General features: G+C 61.6%; 13 protein-coding genes. 1 reads left to right on the plus strand and 12 read right to left on the minus strand.

All coding sequences use genetic code 11. The annotated features are described in order from the left end of the window. Nucleotides 1–90: 90 nt before the first annotated feature. The 9 genes from lpxA to K7R21_RS19700 form a co-directional block, all read right to left on the minus strand. Nucleotides 91–867 carry an acyl-ACP--UDP-N-acetylglucosamine O-acyltransferase gene (gene lpxA, locus K7R21_RS19660; RefSeq protein ID WP_224985000.1) on the minus strand — a complete coding sequence of 259 codons (777 nt, stop codon included), beginning with the start codon at nucleotides 865–867 and terminating at the stop codon, nucleotides 91–93. 15 nt (nucleotides 868–882) lie between these two features. Next, the gene (gene fabZ, locus K7R21_RS19665) at nucleotides 883–1,317 is read right to left on the minus strand and encodes a 3-hydroxyacyl-ACP dehydratase FabZ (RefSeq protein ID WP_217287308.1); all 435 of its coding nucleotides are present in this window, start codon (nucleotides 1,315–1,317) and stop codon (nucleotides 883–885) included. Nucleotides 1,318–1,377: 60 nt separating this feature from the next. Beyond that, a complete protein-coding gene (gene lpxD, locus K7R21_RS19670; protein ID WP_224985001.1) occupies nucleotides 1,378–2,421 on the minus strand; it encodes a UDP-3-O-(3-hydroxymyristoyl)glucosamine N-acyltransferase in 1,044 nt (347 codons plus the stop codon). A gap of 219 nt (nucleotides 2,422–2,640) precedes the next feature. Then, the gene (locus K7R21_RS19675; RefSeq protein ID WP_224985002.1) at nucleotides 2,641–3,156 is read right to left on the minus strand and encodes an OmpH family outer membrane protein; all 516 of its coding nucleotides are present in this window, start codon (nucleotides 3,154–3,156) and stop codon (nucleotides 2,641–2,643) included. A 25-nt stretch (nucleotides 3,157–3,181) separates the two neighbouring features. Further along, nucleotides 3,182–5,608, minus strand: a complete 2,427-nt coding sequence (gene bamA, locus K7R21_RS19680; RefSeq protein WP_224985003.1) for an outer membrane protein assembly factor BamA — start codon at nucleotides 5,606–5,608, stop codon at nucleotides 3,182–3,184. Between the two features lie 54 nt (nucleotides 5,609–5,662). After that, a complete protein-coding gene (locus tag K7R21_RS19685) occupies nucleotides 5,663–6,343 on the minus strand; it encodes an ABC transporter ATP-binding protein (protein WP_224985004.1) in 681 nt (226 codons plus the stop codon). Next, on the minus strand, nucleotides 6,336–7,586 hold the full coding sequence (locus K7R21_RS19690) for a lipoprotein-releasing ABC transporter permease subunit (RefSeq protein ID WP_224985005.1): 1,251 nt from the start codon (nucleotides 7,584–7,586) through the stop codon (nucleotides 6,336–6,338). The genes K7R21_RS19685 and K7R21_RS19690 overlap by 8 nt, the downstream gene beginning before the upstream one ends. After that, nucleotides 7,586–9,064: a lysine--tRNA ligase gene (gene lysS, locus K7R21_RS19695; protein ID WP_224985006.1), complete on the minus strand. Its 1,479-nt coding sequence runs from the start codon at nucleotides 9,062–9,064 to the stop codon at nucleotides 7,586–7,588. The genes K7R21_RS19690 and lysS overlap by 1 nt, the downstream gene beginning before the upstream one ends. Nucleotides 9,065–9,211: 147 nt before the next feature. Then, complete coding sequence (locus tag K7R21_RS19700; protein ID WP_224985007.1) at nucleotides 9,212–10,561, minus strand: RCC1 domain-containing protein; 1,350 nt, start codon at nucleotides 10,559–10,561, stop codon at nucleotides 9,212–9,214. Between the two features lie 170 nt (nucleotides 10,562–10,731). Between K7R21_RS19700 and ettA the strand changes: the two genes are divergently transcribed. Continuing rightward, nucleotides 10,732–12,417 (plus strand): energy-dependent translational throttle protein EttA, encoded by a 1,686-nt coding sequence (gene ettA, locus K7R21_RS19705; protein ID WP_224985008.1) that lies wholly within the window; start codon nucleotides 10,732–10,734, stop codon nucleotides 12,415–12,417. An 80-nt stretch (nucleotides 12,418–12,497) separates the two neighbouring features. On the opposite strand, the gene K7R21_RS19710 is transcribed toward ettA, so the two are convergent. From K7R21_RS19710 to bioF, 3 genes are all read right to left on the minus strand, one after another. Then, nucleotides 12,498–13,316 (minus strand): methyltransferase domain-containing protein, encoded by an 819-nt coding sequence (locus tag K7R21_RS19710; RefSeq protein ID WP_224985009.1) that lies wholly within the window; start codon nucleotides 13,314–13,316, stop codon nucleotides 12,498–12,500. A gap of 124 nt (nucleotides 13,317–13,440) precedes the next feature. After that, entirely contained in the window at nucleotides 13,441–14,220 is a 780-nt protein-coding gene (locus K7R21_RS19715) for an alpha/beta fold hydrolase (protein ID WP_224985010.1), read from the minus strand. 142 nt (nucleotides 14,221–14,362) lie between these two features. Beyond that, nucleotides 14,363–15,532, minus strand: coding sequence for an 8-amino-7-oxononanoate synthase (bioF, locus tag K7R21_RS19720; RefSeq protein WP_224985011.1), 1,170 nt, complete (start codon nucleotides 15,530–15,532; stop codon nucleotides 14,363–14,365). Between the last annotated feature and the right edge of the window lie 98 nt (nucleotides 15,533–15,630).

Genomic DNA, 15,630 nt, shown 5'->3' on the forward strand with positions numbered 1-15,630 from the left:
GCAAAAGAACCTCTTAAAGACAGGCAGAGGTTGAGGTTAAGGTTGAGAAAAGCGTCTTCCTTAACCTCAACCTTAACCTTAACCTGCCTTTTACCGTGCGACCCCGCGCTTGGAGCTCTCGATGAACTCGATGAAGTGGTCCACCTCGGGGGACTTGGGCACGTCGGACTTCATCTTCTCGACCGCTTCCGAGAGCTTCAGCCCCGACATGGAGAGGAGCTTGTAAGCCTTCTTGAGGCTCGAGATGGTCTCGTCGGAAAAGCCGCGACGCTTCAGTCCGATCAGGTTCAGGCCACGCAGCCGGCTTTCGGAACGGTCGCCGGTGATGATGGTGTACGGCGGAACGTCCATCGGGACCGAGGTCATCCCACCCACCATAACGTGGGCACCGACGCGCATGAACTGGAGCACCGCGCAGAGCCCGCCCAGAATGGCGTAGTCCTCGATGGTGACGTGGCCGGCAAGCGTCGCGGAGTTGGCCATGATCACGTTGTTGCCGATGTGGCAGTCATGCGCCACGTGCGAATAGGCCATGAACAGGTTGTTGTCGCCGACAGTGGTCTCGCCGTCGCCGGTGACCGTACCCAGGTGCAGGCTGGCAAACTCGCGGATAGTATTGCCGTTGCCGATCCTGAGCCAGGTCTTCTCGCCGTGATACTTGAGGTCCTGCGGCACAGCGCCCACCGACGCCATGTGGAAGATGGTGTTGGCCTCGCCGATCTCGGTCCAGCCGTCGATGACCGCGTGCGGACCGATCTTGGTCCCCTTGCCGATACTCACGTTTTCGCCGATGACGGCGTACGGGCCGATTTCGACACCCTCGGCGATCTTGGCGCCCGGGTGGACTATTGCGGTGCTGTGGATCATAACGTTCTCCGTGTGCTACTTGTCGCCCAGCGTTGCCTTCAGTTCCGCCTCGGTCATCAGGGTGTCGCCGACGTACGCCTTGGCGGCGCAGCTCCAGATGCCGCGCTTGCTGAACAGGGTCTCCACCTCGATCCTCAGGGTGTCGCCCGGCTTGACCGGTTTCCTGAAGCGCGCGTTGTCGATGGCCATGAAGTAGCTGACCTTCTCCTTGGCGTCGTCGCCCATGGCGGTGTAGGCCAGGATGGCCGCGGACTGCGCCATGGCCTCGATGATGAGGACCCCCGGCATGACCGGGAAGCCCGGGAAGTGCCCCTGGAAGAAGGGCTCGTTCATGGTGACGTTCTTGATGGCGACCACGCGCTTGCCCGGCTCGAGTTCGAGCACCTTGTCGATCAGGAGGAACGGGTAACGGTGGGGCAGGATTTCCATAATCTGGACTATGTCGAGCATGTTGATTCTCTCCTCGCATCGGCGTAAAGCCCTGCAGGCTTGAGCCGAAGTAATTGCATTCTAGTCGTTTTTCGTCTGCGCCAGCTTCTCTTCCAGCTCGGCCACGCGCTTCTCCAGGGCCGACAGGGTCTTCCTGAACTCGGGGAGCTTGGGGACCAGGGTGGAACTCTTGAGCCATTCGCGGTGCGGCATAACCGGGGTCCCGGAAAGGACCTGGTTCGGCTCCACGTTACCCGGCACGCCGGACTGGGCGCCGATCATGACGTTGTCGCCAATCTTCAGGTGGCCCGCCACCCCGACCTGGCCGCCGAGGACGACGTGTTTGCCGAGTTGGGTGCTGCCAGAGATGCCGACCTGGGACACGATCATGCAGTCCTCGCCAATGACGCAGTTGTGAGCGATCTGCACCAGGTTGTCGATCTTGGTGCCGCGCTTGATGCGGGTGACCTCGAGGGCGGCGCGGTCGATGACCGCGTTGGAACCGATCTCGACGTCGTCCTCGATCACCACGATGCCAATCTGCGGGATCTTGTACCAGGCGCTGCCGTCGGGGGCGTAGCCGAAGCCGTCGGAACCGACGACGGTGCCGTCGTGGATGGTAACCCGGTTACCGATGCGGCAGCGCTCACGGATGCTGACGTTGGCGTAGAGCGTGACGTCGTCGCCCACGCTAGCGCCGGGGTAGAGCACCACGCCCGGGTACAGGGTGACACGATCGCCGACGGTCACGCCGGGGCCCACGCTGGCGCCGGGATAGATGGTGACGTCCGCCCCGATCTTGGCGCCGGGAGCCACGAAGGACCCGGGCAACGCGCCCAGCCGCGGGGGAGGCGCCGTGTAGAAGAGGGTCAGCAGCTTGGCGAAGGCCAGGTAGGGGTTGGCGTGGAAGATGGCGTTCTTGCCGTGGGTGTTCCCGCCGGTACCCATGAGCACGGCCGAAGCGTTGGTGGTGGCCACCTTGCCGGCGTACTTGGGGTTGGCGAGGAAGGTGAGCTGCCCCTCCCCTGCATCATCCAGGGTGGCCAGCCCGCCGATCAGGGTCTCGCCGTCCCCGGAGACGGTGCCGCCCAGGTATTCTGCGATCTCGCGAAGTGTCTTTTTCATGGAAACCTCAAAAAACGTTCAACGCTCCACCTTCGACGGTGACAACGCGCTTGCCGTAAGGGAGCGTGCCGCGTGACGTCTCCCTCTCAAAAACGACAACTCCCCCGAGCTCGAGAGGGCAGGAAGAGTGCGCCGCGCCGTTGCGGGTTGCAGTCCCCTCTGCCCCCCTTTGGCAAGGGGGGAGGGTCTTAACGTCAAACATCGAACGTTGAACGGGTGTTATTTTTTCCTGCTCTCGTTGAAAGCCTTCAGCACCGCGTCGGTGACATCGGCAGAGGGATCGATGTAGACCATGGTCTCCCTGCCGAAGATGGCGGTGTAGCCGCTTTTGCGACCGAACTCCTGCACCACCTTGCCGATCTCGTCCAGGATCTTGTTGGTGTACTCGGCGTTCTTCAGCTGCAGGTCGTCCTGGGCATCCTTCAGGAAACGCTGGTAATCCTTCATTCCCTTCTGGTAGTCACGATCCTTCGCGCTGCGGGCGGACTCGTTGAGCAGCGCCGTCCCCTGGCTCTCCAGTTCGCCCTTCAGTTTGAGCAGCTCAGCTTCCTTGGCGGCTTTTTCGGCCTCGTACTTGGTAGCCTTCTGCATCAGTTGGTCCTTCGCCTCTTTACCTGCGTCGGACTGCGACAGCACCTTCTGGATGTCAACGGAACCGATCTTGGAACCGTCGGCGGCCAGTACCGAAAGCGGAAGTGCCAGAACCAGCGAAATTGCCACGATGAAACGTTTCATGACTTGCTCCTTGCAGTGCATGGATTTAGAAAATGCTGCCGATCGAGAATTCGAATTTGCCACTTTTGCTGTCAATCCCTTCCCTGGGGTTGATGGGCACCCCGTATTCCAGCCTCAGCGGTCCGATGGGGGAGTACCACCTGAAGCCTCCACCGTAGCTGGTGAGCACATTGCTGAAGGTCTTGTTGAAACTGTTGTCGCAGTTGCCTGCGTCGAAGAAGAGCACCCCTTTGAGCCCGGCCTCCTTCAACAGCGGGAAGTTCCATTCCACGTTGGCCACAGCCTCGACGTCGCCGCCCAGGTAGACGCGGTTGTCCTGGGTGCCGGTAAGACCACCGATGCCGGAGACGGGGACCGGGGTGGTCCTGTTGGGGCTGACGGTCCTGGAGGAGTAGCCGCGCAGCGAGCTGATGCCGCCAAGGTAGAACTTTTCGTCTATGGGAATTTCCTTGCCGCCGTAGGACTGGACGTAGCCCACGGTGCCACGCACGGAACCAACGCCGTAGAACAGCGGGTGGAACAGGGTGTGCTCGGTGATGTACTTGATATAGCGGTTATCGCCACCCACGCCGGCGAACTCGACGGAAAGGGTGTTCAGCATGCCGGTGGAGGGGTCCAGCCGGTAATCGGTGGTGTTCCTGGAGATACTGCCGACGATGGCGCTGGTGGTGGACTTGGTGTCCGGCGCCAGCACCGTCCCGTTCAGGATGTTCAAGCGCAGGTCTTCGGACTCGTCGAAGATGTCCTTAATCTCGTACTTGTACAACCAGAAGGTGCTCACCGTATCGGAAAGGGGGTAGCCCGCCTTGATATCGGCGCCGGTGGCCCTGCGGGTATAGTCGAGGTACTTGCGCTCGTTGCGGTAGATGTCACCGCCCAGGGTCCACTTGGTGTCCATGAAGTACGGATCGGTGAGGCCGAGGTTGTAGGTCTGCGACTTACTACCCAGCGATGCGGCAGCGGTCATCTTGAGGCCCAGACCCAGGAAGTTCGCCTGCTGTACGGAGCCTTGGCCGATGATGCCGTCCAGCGAGCTATAGCCGGCACCGATGCTGAAGGTGCCCGTCGGCTTCTCCTTGACCTCGACGTTCAGGTCGAGCTTGTCGGCAGCACTCCCCTTGGCGGTGGCCAGGTTGGCTTCCTCGAAGAACCCGGTGTTCATCAGGTTCTGCTTGCTCTTTTTCAGTGCGGTAGAGCTGTACTGGTCACCCTCGTCGAGCCTCAGCTCGCGGCGCACCACCTTGTCACGGGTCTTCACGTTGCCGGAGATGTTGACCCGGTCGATGGTGACCTTCTGTCCCTTCTCCATGTCGAAGGTGATGTCGATGGTGTGGCTGTCCTGGTTCAGTTTGGTGAGCGGGTTCGCGTTGGCAAAGGCGTACCCCTGGTCAGCGTACAAGTCGGTCAGGCCGAAGACGTCGCTGCGCAGGTCGGCGCGACTGAAGAGTTGGCCCGGCTTCTCCTTGAGCTTGTCGTTGAGCACCGTCTCAGTTTCCAACAGGTCGCCCTTGAAGCCAAGTTTGCCGATGCGGTACTGCTCGCCTTCGGTAATACCGATGCTCACCTTGAGCCCCTTGCGGTCGGGGAGCAGTTCCACCTTGGGCTCGCCAACCTTCACGTTGACGTAGCCGTTATTCATGTAGTGTTCGGTGAGGAGGTTGACGTCGTTCTTCAGCACCTCTTCCTTGTAGGTCCCGGCGCCGGTGAGCCAGGACAGGAACCACTTTTCCCCGGTTTCCATGGTCTTCTTCAGCTTCTTGTCCGGGAAGGCGTGGTTGCCCTCGAACTCGATTTTCTGGATCAGAACCTTGTCCCCTTCCTTGATGCGGAAGATGACGTGAACGTCGGTATCGGAGCGCATGCTCAGGTCGCCGGAGACCTCGGCGAGGTAGTATCCCTCGTCGGAGTAGAGCTTCTTCACCTTCTTGATGCTCTTTTGCAGGTCCTTGGCGGAGAAGACGGTGTTCGGCTTGATCTCGATCGCCTCGCGCACCTTGTCTGCGGAAAGCTCCTTGGCCCCCTCAATCTTCACCTCGCGCACGATGGGCTTTTCGGTGACCACGTATTCGAGGACGACGCCCCCGTCCTTGGCCTCGCTCTGCGCCTTGACGTCGGTGAAGTGGCCCAGCTTGTAGATGGCCTTGATGTCGGCGTCGACCTTGTCGGGCGTGACCACATCTCCGGCCTTCAAACGCACCGCCGGGAGGATGGCTGCCGTCTCGATGCGGTGATTGCCACTGATCTTGATCGCCACGATCTTGTCGCTGGCCGCCTGCTCAGTGGCAGCCTTGGTGCCGGCAGCCTTAGTGGCGGCAGCCTTGTCCGCTGCGGCCTTGTCCGCGGAGGTGGTATCGGTGGCCTTCCCGGCAGCAGCCTGCTTGGCCTGGGCGGAAACCGTAAGACAAAGCATCAGCTGTGCGGCAAGCAGGGTAGATAACGATTTACGCAGCAAAGGGTCCCCCGAAAAAGCCAAAGAAAATAATCATCAATGAAAAGGGAGGCGTGCTCAGACCGCCTCGACTACCTTACCGTCGACCATCCTGACGGTGCGCGCCATGCCGGCCGCGAGTTGTTCGTTGTGGGTCACAATCACAAGCGAGATGCCGGTGTTGCGCTGGATCTCGTACAGGAGCGCGTGCACCTCTTCGCTGGTCTTCATGTCCAGGTTACCTGTCGGCTCGTCGGCCAGAAGGAGCTTCGGTTCGCGCACGAGGGCACGCGCGATGGCCACCCTCTGCTGTTCGCCGCCGGAAAGCTCCCCCGGGCGATGGGTGACGCGGTGGGAAAGCCCCACGTCCTTCAAAAGCTTGAGCGCCCGTCCCTCGCAGCGGGAGCGCTTCTCCCCGCCGATGAGCAGCGGCATCATCACGTTTTCCAGCGCCGAGAACTCCGGCAGCAGGTGGTGAAACTGGAACACGAAGCCGATGCAACGGTTGCGAAAGGCAGCCAGCGGCTGGTCGGCAAGGTTGAAGATCTTCTCGCCGTCAAAGAGCACCTCGCCGGAGGTGGGACGGTCAATGGTTCCCATCACGTGCAACAGCGTACTCTTGCCGGCGCCGGACGGCCCTACCAGCGCGATGGTGTCGCCCGCCGCCACGGTGAGGTCGATCCCCTTGAGCACATCAACTTTGGCCTCGCCAGTCCCGTAGGACTTAAACAGGTTTTTAACCTCGAGCAGGCTACTCATAGCGCAGCGCCTCGGCCGGGGCCATGCGCGAAGCGGCCCAGGAGGGGTACAGCGTCGCGGCAAAGGAGATGAGCACGGCGGTGACGCTGATCAGCACCACGTCGGAAGCCACCACCTGGGACGGGAAGTGGTCCAGGTAGTAGATGTCCTTGCTGAACAGTTCGAAGCCGGTCACCTTCTGGATCACCGAGACGATCGGCTCCAGGTTGAGGGCGATCAGCAGTCCCCCCAGGACCCCGATGACGGTGCCCAGCACGCCGATGATGAGCCCCTCGAAGACGAAGATGCGCATGATGCTGCGGCTGGTCGCCCCCATCGACTTGAGGATGGCGATGTCGCGGGTCTTCTCCATGACCACCATGAACAGCGTGGAGGCGATGCCGAAGGCGGCCACCAACACGATCAGGGTCAGGATAATGAACATGACGCTCTTCTCGGTCTTCAGCGCGAACAGGATGTTCTTGTTCATCTGCATCCAGTCGCGGGCATGGTACGGGGGACCCAGTTCGCGGTCGATGTGGCGGGCCAACTCGCCGGTCTTGTAGACATCGCGCACCTTCAACTGGATTCCGGTCACCACGTCCCCAAGTCCCAGGAACTGCTGGGCTTCCTTGAGGGAGACGTAGGCGAGAGTCGAGTCGTACTCGAACATGCCGGTGTTGAAGATGCCGGTGATGCGGAACCGGTTCAGCTTGGGCATCATCCCCAAGGGGGTGATGTTCCCCATCGGGGAGATCACGTCCACCGTGTCACCCAGGAAGAGCCCCAGGTTCTTGGCCAACTCCTTGCCGATGACGACGCCGGGAGTCTTGCCCACCTCGCTATCCAGCGATTTCAGGTCCCCTTCCACCATCGACTTGTGCAGGTTGGTGACCTTGGCGTCGGTGTCAACGTCGATGCCGCGCAGCACGACCCCGGAAACGTTCTTGCCGGTGGAGAGCATGACCTGGTTGTAGATGAACGGGGTCGACGCGACCACGCCGTCTATGCCTTCCAGTTTCTTCATTACCTGCGGGTAGTCCTGCACCGCACCAATGCTGTTAAGGACCACGATATGCGCGTTGGTCCCCAGGATCTTGTCCTTGAGGTCCTCCTCGAAACCGGTCATCACGGCCAGCACGATGATGAGGGCCATTACCCCCAGCGCCACCCCCGCGACCGAGATCAGCGTGATCAGCGAGATGAAGGTCGATTTGCGCTTCGCCTTCAGGTAGCGCAGCCCTATGAAGAGCTCAAAGGGCATTATTTCCCCTCTTTGCGCAGCTGCGGGAACAGGATGACGTCGCGGATCGACGGCGAGTCGGTGAGGAGCATGACCAGGCGGTCGATGCCGATCCCCTCGCCCGCAGTCGGCGGCAGGCCGTACTCGAGGGCGCGGATGTAGTCCTCGTCCATGTAGTGCGCCTCTTCGTCGCCCTTGTCCTTGGCGGCCACCTGGGCCAGGAAGCGCTCCTTCTGGTCGCGCGGGTCGTTCAGCTCGGAGAAGGCGTTGGCCATCTCGCGGCCGGCGCAGAAGAACTCGAAACGATCCACGTACTCCGGATCGTGGTCGTTCTTCCTGGACAGCGGCGACACCTCGGTCGGGTAGTTGGTGATGAAGGTCGGCTGGATCAGCTTGGTCTCGGCGACCTCCTCGAAGATCTCGGTGATCAGCTTGCCGTAGCCGATGTCCTCGGGAAGCTCCAGCCCGATTTTCTGGGCGTAGGCGTAGGCGAGGTCGCGGTCCTCGAGGGACTTGGCGTCGATGTCGCCGTACTCGAGGATTGCCTCTTTCACGGTGAACCGCTTCCAGGGGCGCTGGAAGCTGATCGGCTCGCCGCCGTAGGTGAAGTCGAGCGTCCCCAGGAGTTCCTGGGCCACGTGGCAGAGGAGCTCCTCGGTGAAGTTCATCAGGTCCTCGAAGGTCGCGTAGGCCTGGTAGAACTCCATCATGGTGAACTCGGGATTGTGGCGCACCGAGATACCTTCGTTACGGAAGTTGCGGTTGATCTCGAAGACGCGCTCGAAGCCGCCCACCACCAGGCGCTTCAGGTAGAGCTCCGGAGCGATGCGCAGGAACAGTTCCATGTCCAGCGCGTTGTGGTGGGTCACGAACGGCTTCGCGGTGGCGCCGCCGGGGATCGGGTGCATCATCGGGGTCTCGACTTCCAGGAAGTCGTTCTTGGTCATGAACTCGCGGATAAGATGCACGACCTTGGAGCGCTTGTAGAAGACCTCGCGCACCTCGGGGGAGACGATCAGGTCGACGTAGCGCTGGCGGTAGCGGGTTTCCACATCGGTCAGACCGTGGAACTTCTCCGGCAGCGGCAGCAGCGACTTGGTCAAGAGACGGACGGTGGAGACGGCCAGGGAAAGCTCGCCGGTCTTGGTGCGGAACGGGGTGCCGGTGGCGCCGATGATGTCACCGATGTCGTAGTTTTCGAACTCGGCGAAGAGTTCCTCGCCCAGGCTGTCCTTCTTCAGGTACAGCTGCATGCGACCCTTGCGGTCCTGCACCTGCACGAAAGCGGCCTTGCCGAAGGAGCGACGCATGATGATACGCCCGGCGACCACGAAGGTCTGCGGATCGTCCTCGATCACTTCCTTGTCGCCGTAGGCGTCGCGCACATCGGCCGAGGTATGCTGAGGCTTATAATCGTTCGGGTACGGGTTGATCCCCGCCTCCCACAATGCATCTACCTTGCGTCTTCTCTGCAGCAGCAGTTCGCTCAACTCTTCCATGTTATCTGCAACCTTTCTTTACCGCGTTGGGCTGTGAAACAATCCGTCAAACTAAACTATTTGCGTCAATCAAGTCAAGGGAAAAGGGGTACGGCTGAGCCTGGTGATGCAAGGCTAAAGCCGTATCCCTTCTGACAAAATGTGCTACTAGAACTTGACGGTGACCGGCGTCTTGAAGTAGGGGACTCCCGACGTCGTGTCCACCGTATTGCCGAGCTGTCCCATGTTGTTGTTGCCCCAGGCATACCAAGTGCCGTTGATGAGGGCGAACGAGCTCGTGCCGAATGCGGCGATGTCGGTGATCACCGGCGGTTGAACCAGCCCGGATAGGCCGAGGAGCTGCACGAGGGTGCTGGAGTTGGTGAAGGTATCGTCGCCGAGCTGCCCGTAGAAGTTGTTACCTATTGCCTGAACCGTCCAGCGTCCGTCACTCGCGACGCTGTCGCGCGGTCCGAGGAGCAGGAGAATGTGGTTGGTCCCGGTGGCAATCTTCTTGATGACGAGGCTGTTGCCGTCAACGGCGGAAAAGGTTGTCACTTTCACCGGCACGGAACTGCTCTTTAACGCAGCGATACCAGTGCCGAGTTCGCCGGCATCATTGTAGCCCCAGCCCCACAGGGTCTCGGAGGTGATGGTGCCGAGGATATCGCGTTGCACTTCGAGGGCGAGGCTCGCGTTGCCCAGGGCTGCAATCTGCTCGATAGTGCCGGTCGCCTCAGAGAAGGTCATCCTTTTAGGACGGGTGCTGCTCGCGGAGTACGTGTCGAAGCTGGTTTTGCCGAACCCGACCTGGCCATAGGCGTTGCCGCCCCAGGCGTAGACGTAGTTGACGGGGGTGGCTCCTCCTGTCGTCAACAGCGCCAGCGAATGCAGCCCCCCAGCGGCGACCTGCTTTGCCTGAAACTGGGTGAGGTCTTCTCCGTCACGGCCGGTAATTATCAGAACCGGGGACGTCGCGTTGGTCGTGGTGTCGTCGCCAACCTGGTGGTAGCCGTTGTAGCCCCAGGCGTAGAGCCTGTCGCCGGCGACGGCGAGGGAATGGTACCCCCCTGCAGCGATGTCGGAGACGGTCGCGTGCATCCATACCGATACCGGCTTCGGGCTGTAGGCATCGGGATAGTTCGTGGAAACCTGGCTCCCCACGCCGAGTTGGCCGAACAGGTTGTACCCCCAGGTGGAGATGAGGCTCGACATGTTGCCGAACACCATGGTGTGCTCGTTGCCCGCTGCGGCCTTGGCACCCGGCAGAACCATGTTGTCCATCCCCGGCACGTGGACCGCAATCTCGCGCTTGGTGAGGGTGCCGTCACCGAGCTGGCCAAAACCGTTGTACCCCATGGTGAAGGTACTGTGGTTCCTGAAGACCACACTGTGGCTGTAGAAGATGGTAACTGTAGAAGGGATGTGGTCGTTGGTAGAGGAGCCGCCGCAACCGGAGAGGGCGGCAGTAAGAAGCCCGGCGCAGATCAAAAGCCTGAAACGCCTGCAATTTTGCATATGAGAGACCCCTTGATGGTTAATTCAATCCGGCGGATTTAACTATACATAAAAGGGAATGTCAAGGACGGACTCCGGGGGATGGCAGTTGACATGCCGCGGTAGTTGCATGTAATAATGGCCCTTTTACAAAACGATACAAAGCTTAATAAAACAATACGGAGGCAGTCATGGCTATCGAGCCGAATAAGGTCATCTACTCGATGATTGGTGTGAGCAAGTTTTACGACAAGAAACCGGTGCTGAAAGACATCTACCTCTCCTATTTCTACGGCGCCAAGATCGGCGTGCTCGGCCTGAACGGCTCCGGCAAGAGCTCCCTGTTGAAGATCCTCGCTGGCGTGGACAAGGAATTCAACGGCAAGACCATCCTCTCCCCGGGCTACACCGTCGGCTACCTGGAGCAGGAGCCGAATCTCGACCCGAGTAAGACTGTGCGCCAGTGCGTCGAGGAAGGCGTGCAGGAAGTGGTCGACCTGGTCAACGAGTTCAATGAGATAAACATGAAGTTCGGCGAGGAGATGACCGACGCCGAGATGGAGAAGCTGTGCGACCGCCAGGCCAAGGTGCAGGAGAAGCTGGACCATCTGGACGCCTGGGACCTGGACAGTCGCCTCGAACTCGCCATGGACGCGCTGCGCTGCCCGCCGCCCGAGACCAACGTCGCCAACCTCTCCGGCGGTGAAAAGCGCCGCGTGGCCCTGTGCCGCCTGCTGCTGCAGAAGCCGGACATCCTCCTTTTGGACGAGCCGACCAACCACCTGGACGCCGAGAGCGTCGCCTGGCTGGAGCAGCACCTGCAGCGCTACGCCGGCACCATCATCGCCGTGACCCACGACCGCTACTTCCTGGACAACGTGGCAGGCTGGATCCTGGAGCTCGACCGCGGCCAGGGGATTCCGTGGCAGGGGAACTACTCTTCTTGGCTAGAGCAGAAGGAGAAGCGCCTGGCCCAGGAGGAGAAGACCGAGAGCGAGCGCCAGAAGACTTTGAAGCGCGAGCTGGAGTGGATCAGGATGTCGCCCAAGGGGCGTCACGCCAAGGGCAAGGCGCGCATCAATTCCTACGAGGAGATGCTGAACACTGAGAGCGAGCAGCGCGCCAAGGACCTGGAGATCTTCATTCCGCCCGGGCCGCGTCTGGGTGGAGTGGTGGTCGAGGCGGACAACGTCAGCAAGGGGTACGGCGACAAGCTCCTCATCGAGGGGATGGAGTTCCGGCTCCCGCCGGGCGGTATCGTCGGCGTAATCGGCCCCAACGGCGCCGGCAAAACCACCCTGTTCCGTATGATCACCGGCGAGGAGAAACCGGATTCCGGCAGCTTCAAGACCGGCGAGACCGTGAAGCTTTCCTATGTGGACCAGAGCAGGGATGCCCTCGATCCCGACAAGACCATCTGGGAGGTGATCTCGGACGGGCAGGAACAGTTGCAGCTCGGCAAGCAGCTGGTGAATTCCCGCGCGTACGTGGCCCGGTTCAACTTCTCCGGCGCCGACCAGCAGAAGAAGGTGGGCATGCTCTCGGGCGGTGAGCGTAACCGCGTGCACCTGGCCAAGATGCTCAAGGAAGGCGGCAACGTCATCCTGCTTGACGAACCGACCAACGACCTCGACGTCAACACCATGCGTGCACTGGAAGAAGCGCTGGAGAACTTTGCCGGTTGCGCCGTGGTCATCTCCCACGACCGTTGGTTCCTGGACAGGATTGCCACCCACATCCTCGCCTTCGAGGGGGACAGCAAGGTGGTCTGGTTCGAGGGGAACTACTCAGAGTACGAGGAAGACCGCCACGCCCGTCTGGGCACCGCGGCCGACCAGCCGCACCGCATCAGGTACCGTCAGCTGACCCGCGCCTAACGGCGCAGGCAGCAAGTAAAAAGGGGGCGGCCGAAAATCGGCCGCCCCCTTCTTGTTTTCAGTTCCCGCTTTTCGTCCGACTAGTCCGACTCCGGCCGCGTCTTCTTGCGGGCCACGCCGTACACCACCTCGTAGGTGGCGGGCACGCCGTCCTCCCTGCCAAAGCACTTGCGGTAGCTCGCCATCATCTCCAGCATCACCCGCCGCTCGGAGAGCCCCTTGCCGCTGGCCGGCGCCGTGCTCCCCGCCCCTATCCTCTTCAGCGAGCGGAGCAGTTCCGGCACGTCCGAGTGCATTTCCACCTCGAGCTCCGAGCAGACCCGTGGCGCTGCAAACTCGGCCCGCTCCAGCGCGGCCGCCACCTCGCCATTGGTGAAAAAACTATGGGTGCGGTCATCGCCGCCCTCCAGCACCGCCCGGTAGGACTCGCGCAGCTCGTAGAGGGTGCGCTCGCCGAAGAGGGCGAAGCAGAACACGCCGCCCGGCTTCAGCACGCGCCACGCCTCCGCGAACGCCGTATCGAGCGTGGCAAGCCACTGGTAGGTCGAAGTCGAGAGCACAACGTCGAAGCTCTCTGACTCAAAGGGGAGCGACTCGGCGTCCGCGTTCACCATGCGCACCCGCCTGCCGGCAAGAGTGCGGGCCGCGGTCTCGCACATGCCCGGCGCGAGATCGACGCCAACGGCATCCATCTCCGGGTAGAGCTCGGTCAAGCGCGCCAGCAGCCTTCCAGTCCCGGCACCGATGTCGATCAGGGACGCCGGCACCACCCGCTCCGCCTGCAGCAGGCCGAGCACCTTGTCCACCACGCGCCCCTGCACCACGGCGTGCCGGTCGTAATCGGTCGCCTGCCGGTGAAACGACTCGCGCACCTTGTCTCTGTTTATCTCTGCCGCCATCGATACCTTACCCGTAATTTCCCCCTCCCCCGGAGGGGGAGGGTTAGGGAGGGGGAAAAGGATGCACTTGCCCCCTCCTAGCCTCCCCCCTCCGGGGGGAGGAACTTGAATAGTGCGCCTGAAGCTAAAGTTCTGCCAGGAACTCGCGCAGCACCGCGTTGAACCGCTCGGGCCTGGTCATAAAGGGGGCGTGACCGCACCCCTGGAATATCTCCAGCTGCGCCATCGGGAGGTGTTGCGCCAGGTACTGCGAGGCGGCGACGGGGCAGACGGTATCCTGTTCGCCGTGGATGACCAGCACCGGTCGGTCCACCTGCGGCAGCCCCTCGCGCAGGTCGGCAGTGGAAAGGATGTTCAGCGATTGCATGACCGCCTCGCGGTCCGCGGAGCGCCCCCCCAGCACGATCTCGTGCACGATGCGCTGGTAGAGATCATGATCCAGCTCCCCTTCCGCGAACATCCCCTTGAAGAAATCGCCCATCGTCTTCTGGTGGTCACGCCGCAGGCGCAGCCCCATCCCCTTTACCTCGACCGGCGCCTTGCCGTGCGGATAGTCGTCACAGCTGGCGTACCGGGCGTTGCCCCCCACCAGCACCATGCCAGCCAGAGGCGAGCGCAGGGCCGGGAAAGCCTGCAGTGCCACCTGCACTCCCATCGACCACCCCACCAGTACCGCGTCGTGCAAGGCCAGCTCCTCGAAGAAAGCGGCCAGGTCCGAGGCATAGTCGTTGATGGTGTAGGACATGGCCGGCGGCGAATGGCCGTGGCCACGCATGTCCACAAATATGAGCCGCCCCGCGTCCTGCATATCCTGCTGGAAACGCCAGGCACGGCCGGACATGGCCCAGCCGTGGACGAAAACAACCGGCCTCCCGGCACCTGTTTCCTGAAAATGCAAAGTCATAAAAAACCTCAAAAGTCGAACACAGAGGTCTCGGAGGTCCACAGAGGGCACAGAGAACAGGACAAGGTTTTTACTTCAAAGAGAAGTCCTCTGTGCTCCGCTCCGGCTTTTCCTCCGTGTACTCTGTGTTCCGCTTTTCTGTTTAAACTACCCCGAGCTTCCTGCCGACCCGCGCGATGGTATCCGCTGCGGCTTCGAGATCAGCGGGGTCGTGGGTGGCCATGATGGTACAGCGCAGACGACAGCTCCCAGCCGGAACGGTGGGAGGCCTGATCCCCTGCACGAAGATCCCTTCTTCCAAAAGCTCCTGGCTGAACTGCATGGTCGCCTCGGCTGGCCCAACGAAGATCGGTACGATCTGGGTCTCGCTCCCCATGGTATCGAAGCCGGCGGCGGCCAACTTGTCCTTGAACAGTGCCACGTTCGCCGCCAGCCGCTCCCGCAACTCCTTTCCCTCCTGGGAATCGACCAAGTCCAGCGCCGCGACCGACGGAGCCAAAACCGCCGGAGGCAGCGAGGTGGAAAAGATGAAGCTGCGCGCCTTGTTCACGAGGTACTGGCAGATCTCTGCCGAAGCCGCCGCATAGGCGCCAAAGCTCCCCAGCCCCTTGCCCAGCGTCCCCATGTGGATGTCCACGCCGTCCATCACCCCCAAGAGTTCAGCCGTACCGCGCCCAGTCGCCCCCAGGACACCGGTGCCGTGGGCATCGTCGACCATGAGCAGGGCATCGTACTGACGGGCCAGCTGCACCATCTGCCGCAAAGGAGCGATGTCGCCGTCCATGCTGAAGACACCGTCGGTGACGATCAGGCGCCGCCCGCTGCCCGGTTTGTCCTGCAGCATTCGCTCCAGGGCCGCCATGTCCCGATGCGGGTAGCGGTGGAAATTCGCCCGCGACAACAGGGCGCCGTCGACGATGCTGGCATGGTTCAACTTGTCCGAAAAGATGGCATCGCCACGTCCCACAATGGCGGAGATGATCCCGGTATTGGCGGCATAGCCGGAGTTGAAGACGAGGGCGTTTTCCGTCCCCTTGAAGCGGGCGATACGCTCCTCCAGCTCAACATGCAGCGACATAGTGCCGGAGACCAGGCGGGAGGCACCGCTCCCGGTCCCCAAAGCCGCTCCAAACACGGCGGCCCGGCGCAGAGCGGGGTGATCGGCCAGTCCGAGATAATTGTTGGAACAAAGCAGGAGCACCCGTTTGCCGTCCAGATCAACGTGGCTCCCCTGCGCCCCTTCTATTTCCCTCATGCTGCGGTAAAGCCCTTGGGATCGCAACTGGTCCAGTTCTTCTGCGAATGTCTGCACAGCTTCTCCTTTCCATGCCGGGATGATAGCGGAGCCCTTGTTATTAGCACAGCCGCCCTGGTTCGTCAACCGGTGAACCAGCAACGGTTGACAATTAC

Origin of the sequence: Geomonas agri (assembly GCF_020179605.1) — a bacterium.
GTDB classification, from domain to species: Bacteria; Desulfobacterota; Desulfuromonadia; order Geobacterales; family Geobacteraceae; genus Geomonas; species Geomonas agri.

Excerpts from the sequence above, each read along its gene's own strand:
- K7R21_RS19700 (WP_224985007.1), bottom strand. The coding sequence starts at position 10,561 with ATGCAAAATTGCAGGCGTTTCAGGCTTTTGATCTGCGCCGGGCTTCTT.
- lysS (WP_224985006.1), bottom strand. The coding sequence starts at position 9,064 with ATGGAAGAGTTGAGCGAACTGCTGCTGCAGAGAAGACGCAAGGTAGAT.
- fabZ (WP_217287308.1), bottom strand. The coding sequence starts at position 1,317 with ATGCTCGACATAGTCCAGATTATGGAAATCCTGCCCCACCGTTACCCG.
- ettA (WP_224985008.1), top strand. The coding sequence starts at position 10,732 with ATGGCTATCGAGCCGAATAAGGTCATCTACTCGATGATTGGTGTGAGC.
- K7R21_RS19715 (WP_224985010.1), bottom strand. The coding sequence starts at position 14,220 with ATGACTTTGCATTTTCAGGAAACAGGTGCCGGGAGGCCGGTTGTTTTC.
- K7R21_RS19710 (WP_224985009.1), bottom strand. The coding sequence starts at position 13,316 with ATGGCGGCAGAGATAAACAGAGACAAGGTGCGCGAGTCGTTTCACCGG.
- K7R21_RS19690 (WP_224985005.1), bottom strand. The coding sequence starts at position 7,586 with ATGCCCTTTGAGCTCTTCATAGGGCTGCGCTACCTGAAGGCGAAGCGC.
- lpxA (WP_224985000.1), bottom strand. The coding sequence starts at position 867 with ATGATCCACAGCACCGCAATAGTCCACCCGGGCGCCAAGATCGCCGAG.
- lpxD (WP_224985001.1), bottom strand. The coding sequence starts at position 2,421 with ATGAAAAAGACACTTCGCGAGATCGCAGAATACCTGGGCGGCACCGTC.
- K7R21_RS19675 (WP_224985002.1), bottom strand. The coding sequence starts at position 3,156 with ATGAAACGTTTCATCGTGGCAATTTCGCTGGTTCTGGCACTTCCGCTT.
- K7R21_RS19685 (WP_224985004.1), bottom strand. The coding sequence starts at position 6,343 with ATGAGTAGCCTGCTCGAGGTTAAAAACCTGTTTAAGTCCTACGGGACT.